This is a genomic window from Pseudomonas sp. LBUM1658, assembly GCF_059716055.1.
Genome location: NZ_CP166798.1, coordinates 1,245,127 through 1,260,056, shown reverse-complemented (window position 1 = coordinate 1,260,056; position 14,930 = coordinate 1,245,127). Strand labels below are relative to the sequence as shown.

13 protein-coding genes and 1 pseudogene are annotated in these 14,930 nt (G+C 59.9%); 8 read left to right on the top strand and 6 right to left on the bottom strand.

Annotated features, from left to right (window positions below; translation table 11 throughout):
• The first annotated feature begins 101 nt into the window (after positions 1 to 101).
• From ACA064_RS05725 to ACA064_RS05695, 7 genes and pseudogenes are all read left to right on the top strand, one after another.
• Positions 102 to 1,016 carry a glutamate/aspartate ABC transporter substrate-binding protein gene (locus tag ACA064_RS05725; protein WP_497672516.1) on the top strand — a complete coding sequence of 305 codons (915 nt, stop codon included), beginning with the start codon at positions 102 to 104 and terminating at the stop codon, positions 1,014 to 1,016.
• Positions 1,017 to 1,209: 193 nt separating this feature from the next.
• Complete coding sequence (locus tag ACA064_RS05720; protein WP_497672515.1) at positions 1,210 to 1,956, top strand: amino acid ABC transporter permease; 747 nt, start codon at positions 1,210 to 1,212, stop codon at positions 1,954 to 1,956.
• A complete protein-coding gene (locus tag ACA064_RS05715; protein WP_497672514.1) occupies positions 1,956 to 2,627 on the top strand; it encodes an amino acid ABC transporter permease in 672 nt (223 codons plus the stop codon). The genes ACA064_RS05720 and ACA064_RS05715 overlap by 1 nt, the downstream gene beginning before the upstream one ends.
• Entirely contained in the window at positions 2,624 to 3,358 is a 735-nt protein-coding gene (locus ACA064_RS05710; RefSeq protein WP_497672513.1) for an amino acid ABC transporter ATP-binding protein, read from the top strand. The genes ACA064_RS05715 and ACA064_RS05710 overlap by 4 nt, the downstream gene beginning before the upstream one ends.
• Before the next feature lie 170 nt (positions 3,359 to 3,528).
• A complete protein-coding gene (gene aauS / locus ACA064_RS05705; RefSeq protein ID WP_497672512.1) occupies positions 3,529 to 5,430 on the top strand; it encodes a two-component sensor histidine kinase AauS in 1,902 nt (633 codons plus the stop codon).
• A 44-nt stretch (positions 5,431 to 5,474) separates the two neighbouring features.
• Positions 5,475 to 6,752, top strand: coding sequence for a two-component response regulator AauR (gene aauR, locus ACA064_RS05700; protein WP_497674175.1), 1,278 nt, complete (start codon positions 5,475 to 5,477; stop codon positions 6,750 to 6,752).
• A 30-nt stretch (positions 6,753 to 6,782) separates the two neighbouring features.
• A pseudogene (locus ACA064_RS05695) lies at positions 6,783 to 6,890 on the top strand (GlpM family protein); the annotation flags it as partial.
• Between the two features lie 151 nt (positions 6,891 to 7,041).
• Here the strand turns inward: ACA064_RS05695 and ACA064_RS05690 are convergent.
• Positions 7,042 to 8,076, bottom strand: a complete 1,035-nt coding sequence (locus ACA064_RS05690; RefSeq protein WP_497672511.1) for an alpha/beta fold hydrolase — start codon at positions 8,074 to 8,076, stop codon at positions 7,042 to 7,044.
• A gap of 332 nt (positions 8,077 to 8,408) precedes the next feature.
• Positions 8,409 to 10,721, bottom strand: a complete 2,313-nt coding sequence (metE, locus tag ACA064_RS05685) for a 5-methyltetrahydropteroyltriglutamate--homocysteine S-methyltransferase (RefSeq protein WP_497672510.1) — start codon at positions 10,719 to 10,721, stop codon at positions 8,409 to 8,411.
• A gap of 106 nt (positions 10,722 to 10,827) precedes the next feature.
• Between metE and metR the strand changes: the two genes are divergently transcribed.
• Positions 10,828 to 11,745 carry a transcriptional regulator MetR gene (gene metR / locus ACA064_RS05680; protein WP_497672509.1) on the top strand — a complete coding sequence of 306 codons (918 nt, stop codon included), beginning with the start codon at positions 10,828 to 10,830 and terminating at the stop codon, positions 11,743 to 11,745.
• A 44-nt stretch (positions 11,746 to 11,789) separates the two neighbouring features.
• Here metR and ACA064_RS05675 read toward each other — a convergent pair whose 3' ends face one another.
• From ACA064_RS05675 to nosR, 4 genes are all read right to left on the bottom strand, one after another.
• On the bottom strand, positions 11,790 to 12,296 hold the full coding sequence (locus tag ACA064_RS05675; protein ID WP_497672508.1) for a GNAT family N-acetyltransferase: 507 nt from the start codon (positions 12,294 to 12,296) through the stop codon (positions 11,790 to 11,792).
• A 48-nt stretch (positions 12,297 to 12,344) separates the two neighbouring features.
• On the bottom strand, positions 12,345 to 12,983 hold the full coding sequence (locus ACA064_RS05670; RefSeq protein ID WP_497672507.1) for a LysE family translocator: 639 nt from the start codon (positions 12,981 to 12,983) through the stop codon (positions 12,345 to 12,347).
• A 25-nt stretch (positions 12,984 to 13,008) separates the two neighbouring features.
• A complete protein-coding gene (locus ACA064_RS05665; RefSeq protein ID WP_497672506.1) occupies positions 13,009 to 13,446 on the bottom strand; it encodes an NUDIX hydrolase in 438 nt (145 codons plus the stop codon).
• Between the two features lie 121 nt (positions 13,447 to 13,567).
• Complete coding sequence (gene nosR / locus ACA064_RS05660) at positions 13,568 to 14,923, bottom strand: response regulator c-di-GMP phosphodiesterase, NosR family (protein WP_497672505.1); 1,356 nt, start codon at positions 14,921 to 14,923, stop codon at positions 13,568 to 13,570.
• Between the last annotated feature and the right edge of the window lie 7 nt (positions 14,924 to 14,930).

Below are 14,930 nucleotides of genomic sequence, written 5' to 3'. Positions count from 1 at the left end.
ACGAATGCCTGATGCGCCCCCCATCAGGAGCCTCAAGGTATTTGCAGTACAGAAGGGCCAACGAACTGGCCCCATATAAAAACAATGTCGAGGAAAATTTGATGCGCATCGTTCCCCAGCTTCTGGGCGCAGCTATCGCTGTTGCTCTGATCAGCACTCCAGTTTTCGCAGCCGAGCTCACCGGCACACTGAAGAAGATCAAAGAGTCCGGCACCATCACCCTCGGGCATCGTGACGCTTCCATTCCGTTTTCCTACATCGCGGACGCTTCCGGCAAACCGGTTGGCTACTCCCACGATATCCAGCTGAAAATCGTCGAAGCCATCAAGAAAGACCTGGGCATGCCAGACCTCAAGGTCAACTACAACCTGGTCACCTCGCAAACCCGTATTCCGCTGGTGCAGAATGGCACCGTGGACGTCGAGTGCGGCTCCACCACCAACAACGTCGAGCGTCAGCAGCAAGTTGCCTTTTCCGTCGGCATCTTCGAAATCGGTACCAAGCTGCTGGCGAAAAAAGATTCGCCATACAAAGACTTCCCTGACCTCAAAGGCAAGAACGTCGTGACCACCGCCGGCACCACGTCCGAGCGCATCCTCAAGTCGATGAACGCCGACAAGCAGATGGGCATGAACGTTATCTCGGCCAAGGACCACGGCGAATCCTTCCAGATGCTGGAAAGCGGCCGTGCGGTTGCCTTCATGATGGACGACGCTCTGCTCGCCGGTGAAATGGCCAAGGCCAAGAAACCCGCCGACTGGGTCGTGACCGGTACTCCACAGTCCTTTGAAGTCTACGGCTGCATGGTCCGCAAGGGCGACGAGCCGTTCAAGAAAGCCGTCGACGACGCCATCGTCGCGACCTACAAGTCTGGCGAAATCAACAAGATCTACGAAAAGTGGTTCATGCAGCCAATCCCGCCTAAGAACCTGAACCTGATGTTCCCGATGAGCGAAGAGCTCAAGGCCCTGATCGCCAATCCGACCGATAAAGCGGCTGACGAAAAGAAATCCTGATTTCTGACTAACCTTATCTCCTGAGAGGGCCACTGCCCTTTCAGGAGGTGGTCACTCCCTGCTGGCATTTTTTGGAAACACTCGAACCGGTGATTGTCGAGCCGCTCGTGTGTGCCTGACCGTAAAGGTCGGGCGGGAATGGATTTTCCCCTGGCGGGCATTTGTACATCGATCGATCTGAGGGGAGACCCTAATGAATTACAACTGGGACTGGAGCGTGTTCTTCAAGTCCACCGGCGTGGGCAGCGAGACCTATCTCGACTGGTACGTCACCGGTTTGGGCTGGACCATCGCCATCGCCATCGTGGCCTGGATCATCGCCCTGCTGCTGGGCTCGATTCTAGGCGTCATGCGTACCGTACCGAATCGTGTCGTATCGGGCATCGCGACCTGCTACGTGGAACTCTTCCGTAACGTGCCGCTGCTGGTTCAGCTGTTCATCTGGTACTTCCTGGTACCGGATCTGCTGCCGCAAAACCTGCAGGACTGGTACAAGCAGGACCTGAACCCGACCACCTCCGCCTACCTGAGCGTCGTCGTCTGCCTTGGCCTGTTCACCGCCGCACGGGTTTGCGAACAAGTGCGTACCGGTATCCAGGCGCTGCCGCGTGGCCAGGAATCAGCCGCCCGTGCCATGGGTTTCAAGCTGCCACAGGTCTACTGGAATGTGCTGCTGCCCCAGGCCTACCGGATCATCATTCCACCGCTCACCTCGGAATTTCTCAACGTTTTCAAGAACTCCTCCGTGGCCTCGCTGATCGGCCTGATGGAGCTGCTCGCGCAGACCAAACAGACCGCCGAGTTCTCCGCCAATCTGTTCGAAGCCTTCACCCTGGCAACCCTGATCTACTTCACGCTGAACATGGGCCTGATGCTGCTGATGCGCATGGTCGAGAAGAAAGTCGCGGTGCCCGGCCTGATTTCCCTGGGGGGTAAATAATGGAATTCGATTTCAGTGGAATCCTCCAGGCCACACCGGGCCTGTGGAACGGCATGGTAATGACCCTCAAGCTGATGGTCATGGGCGTCGTCGGCGGGATCATCCTCGGCACGATCCTGGCGCTGATGCGCCTGTCCCACAGCAAGTGGCTGTCGAACATTGCCGGCGCCTACGTTAACTACTTCCGCTCGATCCCGCTGCTGCTGGTCATCACCTGGTTCTACCTGGCGGTGCCGTTCGTACTGCGCTGGATCACTGGCGAAGACACCCCGATCGGCGCGTTCGCCTCGTGCATCGTGGCCTTCATGATGTTCGAAGCGGCGTACTTCTGCGAAATCGTCCGGGCTGGCGTGCAGTCGATCCCCAAAGGCCAGATGGGCGCTGCCCAGGCGTTGGGCATGGGCTACGGCCAAATGATGCGGCTGATCATCCTGCCGCAAGCGTTCCGCAAGATGACCCCGTTGCTGCTGCAACAGAGCATCATCCTGTTCCAGGACACCTCGCTGGTCTACGCGGTCGGCCTGGTGGATTTCCTCAATGCCTCGCGCGCCAGTGGCGACATCATCGGCCGCTCCAATGAGTTCCTGGTCTTCGCAGGTCTGGTGTATTTTATAATCAGCTTTGCCGCCTCGCAGCTGGTCAAGCGTCTGCAAAAAAGGTTTGCCGTATGATCTCTATCAAGAATATCAACAAGTGGTATGGCGACTTCCAGGTACTGACTGATTGCAGCACCGAGGTCAAAAAAGGCGAAGTGATTGTGGTGTGCGGGCCGTCCGGCTCCGGCAAATCCACCTTGATCAAGTGCGTCAACGCCCTGGAACCGTTCCAGAAAGGCGACGTTGTGGTCGACGGCACCTCCATCGCCGACCCGAAAACCGATCTGCCAAAACTGCGTTCGCGGGTCGGCATGGTGTTCCAGCATTTCGAACTTTTCCCGCACCTGAGCATCATGGAAAACCTGACCATCGCACAGATCAAGGTGCTGGGTCGGAGCAAGGAAGAAGCCTCCAAGAAAGCCCTGCAACTGCTCGAACGCGTTGGTCTTTCGGCCCACGCCAAAAAGCATCCAGGGCAACTCTCCGGTGGTCAGCAACAGCGTGTGGCGATTGCCCGCGCGCTGGCGATGGACCCGATCGTCATGCTGTTCGACGAACCGACCTCGGCGCTGGACCCGGAGATGGTCAACGAAGTACTCGACGTGATGGTGCAGCTGGCTCACGAAGGCATGACCATGATGTGCGTAACCCACGAAATGGGCTTTGCCCGCAAAGTGGCGGACCGGGTGATCTTCATGGACCAGGGCAAGATCATCGAAGACTGCAGGAAAGAAGAGTTCTTCGGTGACATCAACGCCCGCGCCGAGCGTACGCAGCATTTCCTCAATAAGATTCTGCAGCACTAAAAGCTACACGACCGCCCCTGTAGGAGCTGCCGAAGGCTGCGATCCTTTGATGTTTGGTGCCAGTTCAGGCAACGATTTGCCTGCTGAAAAGATCAAAAGATCGCAGCCTCCGGCAGCTCCTGCACGGGATCCTCAGGGCTTGTAGTTGTGGTTGACCCAAGGCATCTGTGATGAAATGCGACCCCACTCTCTATCGCGCCGCGCCGCCATCACTTGCCGTGAAACCCCGCCTGATTCGCCACCTGTTCCTGCCGCCACTGGTCATCGCGTTGATGATCGGCCTGGGTTATCTCGGCTTCTGGCTCAGCGAGCACTACGGGATCCGCACCCTCAGCGAGAACGGCGAGCGACAGCTGGAACTGCACGCCCGCGCCGTCGAAAGCGAGATCAGCAAATACACCTACCTGCCCAGCCTGCTGGAGCTCGAATCCAGTGTCTCGAAGCTGTTGGCCGATCCGTCTGCGGAACATCGGCAGACAGTCAATGATTACCTCGAAGGCCTGAACCGGCGCAGCCGCAGTCGGGCCATCTACGTTATGGATACCACCGGCCGGGTCATGGCCACCAGTAACTGGCGTGACTTCGACAGTTACCTGGGTGAAGACCTGTCCTTTCGCGCCTATTTCCAGAACGCTGTGCGCGGTCAGCCGGGGCGCTTCTATGGAATCGGCAGCACCAGCGGCGAACCCGGTTACTACCTGGCCCACGGCCTGGAAGAACAAGGCAAGATCATCGGCGTCGCGGTGGTCAAAGTGCGTCTCGAAGCCATGGAAGAACGCTGGCAACGGGCGCGTCTGGAGGCCTTCGTCAGTGATGAGAACGGCATCATCATCCTTTCCAGTGATCCGGCGCGAAGACTCAAGGCGGTCCGCCCGCTCAGTGATGACACCAAGGAGCGCCTGGCGCGCAGCCTGCAGTATTACTGGTTCCCGCTCAATGAACTGCAACCGCTGGCGCGCGAACACCTGGCCGAAGGTGTGGAGAAGCTGACCTTTCCAGCCAACACCGAACTGGAGTCGGATGAACAGGCAATCAGCTACCTGTCGCAGACCCGGCCGCTCAGCGATACGCCGTGGAACTTCACCCTGCTGACGCCCTTGCAGGACCTGCGTCGCGAGGCGATCAATCAGGGGATTCTGGTGGCCGTGGCGTTTGCCCTGGTGGCGTTTTTGCTGATTGCCTGGAACGAACGGCGCAAGGTCATCGCCACCCGTCTCGCCGCCCGTGAAGCCCTGCAGGAAGCCAACAATCAGCTGGAACGCAAGATCGCCGACCGCACGGCCGACCTGCGCGCCAGCAACGAACGGCTCAAGGGGCAGATCCGCGAACGTCGGCAAGCCGAAGAAACCTTGCGCCGCGCCCAGGATGAACTGGTGCAGGCCGGCAAGCTGGCGGCCATCGGCCAGATGTCCACCAGCATCGCCCACGAACTGAACCAGCCGCTGGCGGCCCTGCGCACGCTGTCGGGCAATACCGTGCGCTTCCTCGAGCGCGGCGCGCTGGACACTGCCAGTGCCAACCTCAAGACCATCAACGAGTTGATCGACCGCATGGGCCGCATCACCGCCAGCTTGCGCTCCTTCGCCCGCCGCGGCGATGACCAGGGCCAGGCCAGCCTTGGCAAGGCCATCGACGCCGCCTTGCAGCTGCTCGGCAGCCGTCTGGAAAGCAGCCCGCTGCAACTGCACCGCGATTTCAGTGACGTGCAGGTGCAGATTGATCAGACCCGGCTGGAACAGATTCTGGTCAACCTGATCGGCAACGCCCTGGACGCCATGCAGGCGCAACCACTGCCGGAGTTGTGGCTGGAAGGCGAAACCAGCGACGGCAAATATCGCCTACGGGTGCGCGACAACGGCCACGGCATTGACGCCGAGACGCGCAAGCATCTGTTCGAACCCTTCTTCACCACCAAACCCGGCGAACAAGGGCTGGGCCTGGGCCTGACGCTATCGGCAAGCCTGGCCGCGGCCACTGGCGGTAATCTGGGCGTCGAACACCCGGCCAGCGGTGGTACCGCCTTCGTCCTCAGTTTACCGTTGGTAAGCCCTACTCAAGTCGAGCCGCTATGAATACCAACCTCACCGTGCTGATCGTCGAAGATGATCCCCATGTCCTGCTCGGCTGCCAGCAAGCCCTGACCCTGGAAGATATCCCCTGCGTGGGTGTCGGCAGCGCCGAGGCAGCCCTGGCGCAAGTTGGCGACAACTTCGCCGGGATCGTTATCAGCGACATTCGCTTGCCGGGCATCGATGGCCTGGAACTGCTGACCCGCCTCAAGGCCCGCGATCGTAGCTTGCCGGTGGTGTTGATTACCGGCCATGGCGATATCTCCATGGCCGTCGACGCCATGCAAAAAGGCGCCTACGACTTCATGGAGAAACCCTTCTCTCCCGAACGACTGGTGGATGTGGCCCGGCGAGCCCTGGAGCAACGCAGCCTGGCCCTTGAGGTCTGGTCACTGCGTCGGCAACTGGCCGAACGCGACTCGCTGGAAGGCCGGATCATCGGGCGCTCGCCGGCCATGCAGAACCTGCGCGAGCTGATCGCCAACGTCGCCGACACTTCGGCCAATGTACTGATCGAAGGCGAGACCGGCACCGGCAAGGAACTGGTCGCACGCTGCCTGCATGACTTCAGCCGGCGCCAGTCCGCGCAATTCGTCGCGCTGAACTGTGGCGGCCTGCCGGAGAACCTGTTCGAGAGCGAAATCTTCGGCCATGAGGCCAACGCCTTTACCGGTGCCGGCAAACGGCGGATCGGCAAAATCGAACACGCCCACGGCGGTACGCTGTTCCTCGATGAAGTGGAAAGCATGCCGCTGAACCTGCAGATCAAACTGTTGCGGGTCCTGCAGGAAAGAACCCTGGAACGCCTTGGATCGAACCAGAGCGTCGCCGTCGACTGCCGGGTGATTGCCGCGACCAAGTCCGATCTGGACGAGTTGAGCAAAGCCAGTCAGTTCCGCAGCGACCTTTATTACCGCTTGAACGTGGTGACTCTGGAACTGCCACCACTGCGCGAACGTCGTGAAGATATCCTGCAATTGTTCGAACACTTCCTGCAGCAGTCGTCCCTGCGCTTTGACCGCATCGTACCGGAACTGGACAACCAGACCCTGTCGAATCTGATGAGTCACGACTGGCCGGGTAACGTGCGTGAATTGCGTAACGTCGCCGAACGTTTTGCCCTCGGCCTGCCAGCCTTCAAAAAGTCCGGCAGCAATGCCAGCCAGGGTTTGGGGTTTGCCGAAGCGGTCGAGGCTTTCGAGCGCAACCTGCTGAACGACGCCTTGCAACGCAGCGGCGGCAACCTGACCCAGGCTAGCCTGGAACTGGGCATGGCCAAGACCACGCTGTTCGACAAGGTCAAGAAATACGGCTTGAACCACTAACCCTGTGCCTGCGAGAAGCCTGTGGATTTATTGTTGAAAGCTGCATTGGGCGCCGCCGTGGTGCTCATTCTGGCCGCGCTGGCGAAAACCAGAAACTATTACATCGCCGGGCTGGTGCCACTGTTTCCGCCTGTGGCGAGGGGGCTTGCCCCCGCTGGGTTGCGAAGCAGCCCCAAAACTGCAAACCGGTTCTGCCAGACACACCGCAGATGCCGGTTTTACGACTGCTTCGCAGCCGAACGGGGGCAAGCCCCCTCGCCACAAATGCGCGCAAGGCAGGACCTTCGGGTTACAACAGATTCGCCTCCACCACCGGATCAACCTGCGCCCAATGCGAAGCATCCTCGCGATGGCTCTGCAGATAGGGCAACACCACCCCCAGCAATGGCGCCTTGAACGCCTCCTGAAAACGATGGGCCAACCCCGGAATCAGCCTCAACTGACTGCCCTGAATATGCGCCGCCAGATGCACGCCATGCATCACCGGCAACAGCGGGTCGGCGGTGCCATGCACCACCAGGGTCGGAACCCGCAACTGATTGAGCAGTGCCACCCGGCTCGGTTCGGCGAGGATCGCCATGATCTGACGCTTCACGCCTTCCGGGTTGAACGCCCGATCATAAGATACCTGCGCCTGGTGCAGCAGCTCCTGACGATCATCCACCACCTGCGGACTGCCCAGGGCCGCCAGCAGATCCGCCTGCTGCTCAAGCGCCACCTCGCGATTCGGTGCACTGCGCCGTGAAAGCAATTGCACCAACGCCGCGTTCGGCGCGGGCAAGCCTTCGGCGCCGGAGCTGGTCATGATCAGGGTCAGGCTTTCCACCCGCTGCGGCGCCATGGCTGCCATGTGCTGGGCAATCATCCCACCCATGCTCGCGCCCAGCACATGGAACTGCCGCACCTGCAAGGCATCCATCAGGCCCAGCGCATCATCGGCCATGTCAGTCAATGTGTACGGCGCCGACACCGGCAAACCAAGCTTGTAGCGCAACACCTCAAAGGTCAGGTTGGCGTTGACGGGCGCCTGACGCCAGGTGGAGAGTCCGACATCCCGGTTGTCATAGCGGATCACCCGAAAACCCTGTTGACACAACGCGACCACCACCTCGTCCGGCCAATGGATCAACTGCCCGCCCAGGCCCATCACCAGCAGCAACGCCGGATCCGAGGCACGGCCGATGCTCTGGTAAGCCAGGCTGACCTGATTCAGCTGGACCCGTTGGGTCGGGACATTGACATCGCATCGAGACGCCGCAAAAGACGCCGGGCCGAACACCAGCGAGAGCAGCAAAAACGCCGTTTGAAAAAACAATGCACGCATGAAGAAACACCGAAACGCAGAACCCCAGTAGAGCGCGAGTCTGATGAACTTTGAGCAAGCGCGCTGCCACAGTTGTGTGACAGTTTGATGAAGAGCGCTGAGTGGTCGCTAATTTGGCGGAACAGGCCGGAACCGCGTTTTCGTTCATCGCGAGCAAGCTCGCTCCCACAGGTTCTGTGTCGATCACACCATCATGGTCCTACACAGAGCCCATGTGTGAGCGAGCCTGCTCGCAATAGCTGCCTCACGGCCAATACAAATCCTCCTATTGCCCCCAAAACAGAACCCGCCCTCCTCTCTCGAGGGTGGCGGGTTTGGTGTTTCGGGGTGCTTTACGCCAACTGACTGCGCAACTGCCGCGCCGCCGCGACCATGTTCACCAGCGCCGCCTCGGTTTCCGGCCAGGCCCGGGTTTTCAGGCCGCAGTCCGGGTTGACCCACAGCCGTTCAGCGGGGATGCGTTTGACGGCTTTGGTCATCAACTTGACCATTTCGGCGGTGTCCGGCACCCGTGGCGAGTGGATGTCGTAGACGCCCGGGCCGATGTCGTTCGGGTAATCGAACGCTTCGAAGGCCTCGAGCAATTCCATGTCCGAACGCGAGGTTTCGATGGTGATCACATCGGCGTCCATGGCCGCGATGGACTTGATCACGTCGTTGAATTCGCTGTAGCACATGTGGGTGTGGATCTGGGTTTCGTCGCGTACTCCTGAAGCGGTCAGGCGGAACGCCTCCACCGCCCAGTCCAGGTACTCCTGCCATTGCGCACGGCGCAGCGGCAGGCCTTCGCGGAAGGCTGCTTCGTCGATCTGGACGATCTTGATTCCGGCCTGTTCCAGGTCGACCACTTCATCGCGCAGTGCCAGCGCCAGTTGTTGCGCCTGGATTATGCGCGAGACGTCTTCGCGCGGGAAGGACCACATCAGCATGGTCACCGGGCCGGTCAGCATGCCCTTCATGACTTTGTCGGTCAGGCTCTGGGCGTACTGAATCCAGTCCACGGTCATGGCGTTCGGGCGGCTCAGGTCGCCGAAAATGATCGCCGGTTTTACGCAACGCGAACCATAACTCTGGACCCAGCCGAAGCGGGTGAAGAGGTAGCCGTCGAGTTGCTCGGCGAAGTACTCGACCATGTCGTTGCGCTCGGCTTCACCATGCACCAGCACGTCCAGCCCCAGGCGTTCCTGGACTTGCACGGCGTGGCGGATCTCGCTGTGCATGGCGTCGGTGTAATCGTTGGCCGACAGTTTGCCCTGCTTGAAGACCTGGCGGGCCAGGCGAATCGACGCGGTCTGCGGAAACGAACCGATGGTGGTGGTCGGGAACGCAGGCAGTTGCAGGCGAGCACGTTGCACCTCGATGCGTTCGCCAAACGGCGATTGGCGCTGGCTGTCGGCGGCGCTGATGGCGGCAATGCGCGCCTGAACTTCAGCTTTGTGAATCCGCGACGACTGGCTGCGGCTGGCCTGTATTGCACGGCTTTGAGCTAATGCTGCCTGCACTGCCGGGGCTTGTGGATTGTTCAAGGCATCGCGCAACACAGCAATCTCGCCACACTTTTGCACGGCAAAGGCCAGCCAGCTTTTCAGCTCGGCATCGAGTTTGTCTTCGCGGTCCAGATTCACCGGACTGTGCAGCAGCGAGCAGGAACCGGCGACCCAGAGGTTGTCGCCAAAACGCTGTTGCGCGACTTGCAGTTGTTCCAGCGCCTGCTCCAGTTCGCAGCGCCAGACATTGCGACCATTGACCAGGCCCACCGAGAGCACTTTGTAGGTCGGCAGACGATCGAGTACCGCTGCCAGCTGCTCCGGAGCGCGCACCGCGTCGATGTGCAGGCCATCCACCGGCAGGCCGACGGCCAGCCCGAGGTTGTCTTCCAGACCACCGAAGTAGGTCGCCACGAGTTTCTTCAGCGGCGAGTATTGCAGGATGTGGTAGGCCCGTTCGAAGGCGTTTTTCCATTCCTGAGGCAGGTCAAGGCTGAGGATCGGCTCATCGATCTGCACCCACTCCACGCCTTGGGCTGCAAGGCGACCAAGGATTTCGCCGTAAATCGGCAGCAGCCGTTCCAGCAATTCGAGCTTGTCGAATTCGTTGCCTTTGGCCTTGCCCAGCCACAAATAGGTCAGCGGGCCGATGATCACCGGTTTGACCTTGTGACCCAGCGCCAGCGCTTCGTCGACTTCCTCGAACAGCTGTTCCCAGCTCAGCTTGAATTGCTGATCAACGCTGAATTCCGGGACCAGGTAGTGGTAGTTGGTGTCGAACCACTTGGTCAGTTCCTGAGCGTATTGCGCCTTGGCATGCTCGCCGCCGCAGCAGGCCGTAGTGGCGCCGCGAGCCATGGCAAACAGAGTGTCGAGGGTCGGCAGGCCGCGAGCATCCCTGGCGCTGTCGAAACGCTCGGGGATTACACCGAAGGTCAGCGAGTGGCTCAGTACCTGGTCGTACCAGGCGAAGTCGCCGACCGGCAGCAAGTCGATGCCAGCGTCTTTCTGCAATTGCCAGTGTCTGGCACGCAGTTCACGGCCGACGGCTTGCAAGGCGATCTGGTCAAGGTCGCCCTTCCAGTAGGATTCGAGGGCTTTTTTCAGTTCGCGGTCAGCACCGATACGCGGGAAACCAAGATTGTGGGCCAGGGCCATGACGACATTCCTCCATAAAAGATGGCGCTATTGTCGACACTCCGGACAACATGAGACAAACTCAACCTTTTCGTGTTGATCACAAATTTTCCTCATGGAGGCCCCGGTGCTGGAAATCCGTCACCTGAAGACCCTGCACGCCTTGCGCGAATCAGACAGCCTGGTGGAAGCCGCCGAGCGCTTGCACCTGACCCAGTCCGCGTTGTCCCACCAGTTCAAAGAGCTGGAAGAGCGCATGGGCATGCAACTGTTCGTGCGCAAGACCAAGCCGGTGCGCTTTACCAGTGCCGGGCTGCGTCTGTTGCAGTTGGCCGACGCCGCTCTGCCGCTGCTGCGCGGCGCCGAACGGGATATCGCGCGGTTGGCCGGCGGCACCGCCGGGCGTCTGCATATGGCCATCGAATGCCACAGCTGCTTTCAGTGGCTGATGCCGACCATCGACCAGTTCCGCGACGCCTGGCCGGAGGTCGAGCTGGATCTGGCCTCGGGATTCTCCTTTGCCCCGTTGCCAGCCCTGGCCCGGGGCGACCTGGATCTGGTGGTGACCTCTGATCCGATGGAGCTGGCGGGCATTACTTATGTGCCGCTGTTCACTTACGAAGCAATGCTCGCGGTGGCCAATCAGCATCGACTGGCGAGCAAACCGTACATCGTTCCGGAAGATTTGCTCAGCGAGACCCTGATCACCTACCCGGTGGAACGGGATCGACTGGACATCTTCACCCGCTTCCTGGAACCGGCGGATGTCGAACCTGCGCAAGTGCGCACCTCGGAACTGACGGTGATGATGATGCAACTGGTAGCCAGCGGCCGTGGCGTATGCGGCATGCCCCACTGGGCGCTGCATGAATACAGTTCACGGGGTTACGTGAAGGCCAAGCGCCTGGGCGAGAAAGGTTTGTTTGCAACGCTCTACGCCGGGATTCGCGCCGACATGCTGGATGCGCCGTACATGCGTGACTTCCTGCTGACCGCCAAAGACACCTCGTTCTCGACCCTGGATGGGGTGAGTGCGGTGCGGTAAGAACAGGCAATGAGAACACCCCCCTGTGCCGCAATATCGGTGTGTTAATCCAACCCCAATTCCCGCCACATATGAAGCTTGTCGAGGTATTCGACCCCCACCCTCACCGCCAGCGGTTCCAGGCCGAATTGCACGAAACCGCAGCGTTGATACAGGGCAAGCGCCGCGGCATTGCCGGTGGTGACGGTCAGTTGAATGAGTTTCAAGCCGTTATGGGTCCGCGCCTCGGCGAGGGCGGTTTGCACCAGTTGATAACCCAGGCCGTCATGGCGAGACCCGGCCGATACATACAGGCCAAACAGTGTGGCCTTGTGCCGGGCTTTTTCCCGGGGTTCGAAAGCCAGACCGACGATGCCTACCAGGTTGTCACCCTCAAACGCTCCTAGCAGCAGATCCAACGGGCTGGTCAGGCGGGACTCCCACCAGGCCAACGGCATTCCTGCACGCTCGGCGACGCTGGAGGTGAACGCCTCGGGATGCAGGCTGTAGGCTTCAAGCATCAGCTCCCGATACTGGTCGGCGTGTTGTGAGTTGAGGCGCTGGATGGTCATGATGTCTTCAAACCGCTGATGAAAAAGGTTCCTGAGGTTGTCCCTCGATCAAGCACTACGACGTTGTTCAAGCATCAGACGCACCGCGAGCGCCGCCAGCACAAAACCCATGAAATAACGCTGAACCGCCAACCACAGCGGGTTATGCACGAACCACCCGGCAATCCCGGCAGCGAACAGTGCGATCAGCAGGTTGACCGAAAAGCTCACACCGATCTGGGTCAGGCCCAGGAGAATGCTCTGGGTGAACATCGAACCCTGTTCGGGGTTGATGAACTGCGGAAATACCGACAGATAAAACACCGCGATTTTCGGATTCAGTGCGCTGGTCAGGAAGCCCATCAGAATCAGTTTCCTGGAAGAGTCCGGCGGCAGTTGTCGGGCCTCGAACGGCGAGCGCGCCCCAGGCTTGAGCGCCTGCCAGGCCAGCCACAGCAGGTACAGCGCGCCTGCCCATTTCAGCACTTCATAGGCCATTGGCACGGCGAGAAATACCGCCGTCAAACCCGCTGCCGCAGCGAACAGATGCACGAAGAAACCCGCCACGACACCCAGTAACGAGGTGACGCCAGCCTTGCGACCCTGGCAGATCGATCGGGAAATCAGGTAGATCATGTTCGGCCCTGGCGTGAGCACCATCAGCAGTGCGGCGGCGGCGAACAGCAATAAATCTTGAACGGGTATCATTGAGCAGTCCTTTGTCCTTTGAAGATCAGGCCATCGTTGTTTGCGATGCTCGATAAAACGGCAGGATCAGGTCCCGTGTCAATGGCGCCAGCACCAGGCCGCCATCGCTGGCCGGATCGATCCAGACCACCTCTTCGATCTCCGCGGCGGGTGCCACGGATGAGTCAATGTTCAGCTGGAACATCTCGGCCTGCACCGCACACCCCGGTTCGTTGGCAGCCGGGGCCGAGAAGCTTCCAAGATAGCTCGCTTGAGCGATATCGATACGCAAGCCGAGTTCTTCTTCCAGCTCTCGAGCCAGCGCCACGACCGGCTGTTCATGGGTTTCGATCTTGCCGCCGGGCTGCATGAAGGCCTGAGTGCCGCGTTTACGCACTAGCAGGGTTCGACCGTCCGGGCCGATCAACAGCGCGGCGGCAATGCGGATGATGGAGGGGCCTGGTGCGCAGGAGGAAAGCGTCATGGAAGGAAAATGCCCTTGGATGCAAAGGCGCAAGGATCCCATGAGTTTCCGTTCGTCGGCAATTGAGGAACTGCTGGATCGTGCGCCTGCTTCACAAGCGCCACCCGGGACAGTGCCATTTTCAGCCTGCCGATTCCAGAAGCTCGACCTCCTCTGGCACTTTCACAAAGACACTGTACTTGGCCCCCTCCATCTCCTCAAAGGCAATCAACTTGTCCACCAGTGGCACGTTCAACGTCTTGCCGGCATTGAGCAGCAACATGCCGTTGTCGGCATTGAGGTTGCGCGCCAGCACCATTCCGGGCGCCAGATCGCGGGTGCCGAGCACTTTGACCAGAGGATCGCCGACGGTGACATCGCTCAAGTACGCGGCGCAGACTTGAACGAAATCCTCCACCATCTCCGGATCGTAAAGTTTGCCGGCGTACTTGCGGATGAACACCAGCGCTTCATCGCTGTTCATCTGCCGCTCGAGGATCAGGCCGCGCTGCAGTTCGATAAAATCCACCGCCAGTTTCAGCAGCCGCGAACCCAAAGGAATCGCCTCGCCCTTGAGGTGATCGGGAAACCCGCTGCCATCCCAGCGCTCCTGATGGTGGAGGATCAAGCGGGCCGCATCCTTCATCGGTTCCAGGGTCATCAACAGCGATTCGCTTTGCTTGGGATAGTCCCGATAACGCTCACGATCTGTGTGGTACAGCAAGTCGGAGGGCGCAGTCATCATGCTGTCGCTCCAGCTCAGCTTACCTATGTTGTAGAGCGCCGCGGCCATGGCCAGATCGCGACTGCTGGCCTCGTCCAGTCCATGGGATTTGCAGTAGACGCGCACCAATTCGATGATCTGCCGATTGGTCTGCTTGGCTTTGGGCAAACGCAGATTGGCCAACAACGAGAACACTTCGGTGCCCGTGACATAACTGTGCTTGAGCTCTTCATAGGCCAGGTCGAGCATGTCCGCCGTTTGCTGCAATTCTGCGGTGCGCGCGACGACGTGCTTCTCCAGCGTGGTATTGAGCGATTTCAGCTGCTCGTTCTGCTGCCGGGTCAACTGTTCCAGGCGCTGGCGTTCACGCTCGGAGTGCTGATGGGCCAGGGACTGGCGCAAAGTCAGCAGCATTTCTTCATCGTTCCAGGGTTTGCTGATATAACGATGGATCTGCCCTTCGTTGATCGCTTTGATGATCATCGCCAGATCGGCGTAACCGGTCAGCAAAATGCGCGTGGTCGAGGAATGACGCCGATGGATTTCCGCCAGCAAGGTGGCGCCATCCATACCGGGCATACGCGCATCGGTCATGACCAGGTCAATCGCCTGCTGTGCCATTATCTCCAGGGCCTGTGCGCCACTATTGGCTAACAGTACGTCGTAGGGCTGGCTGCGCAGCAAGCGGCGCAGGCTGTTGAGGATGGATTCTTCATCGTCAACGAGCAGCACCTTGGGTCTATAGTCCGAAATCGTCGCAGCTTGCTCATCCATGGCACTA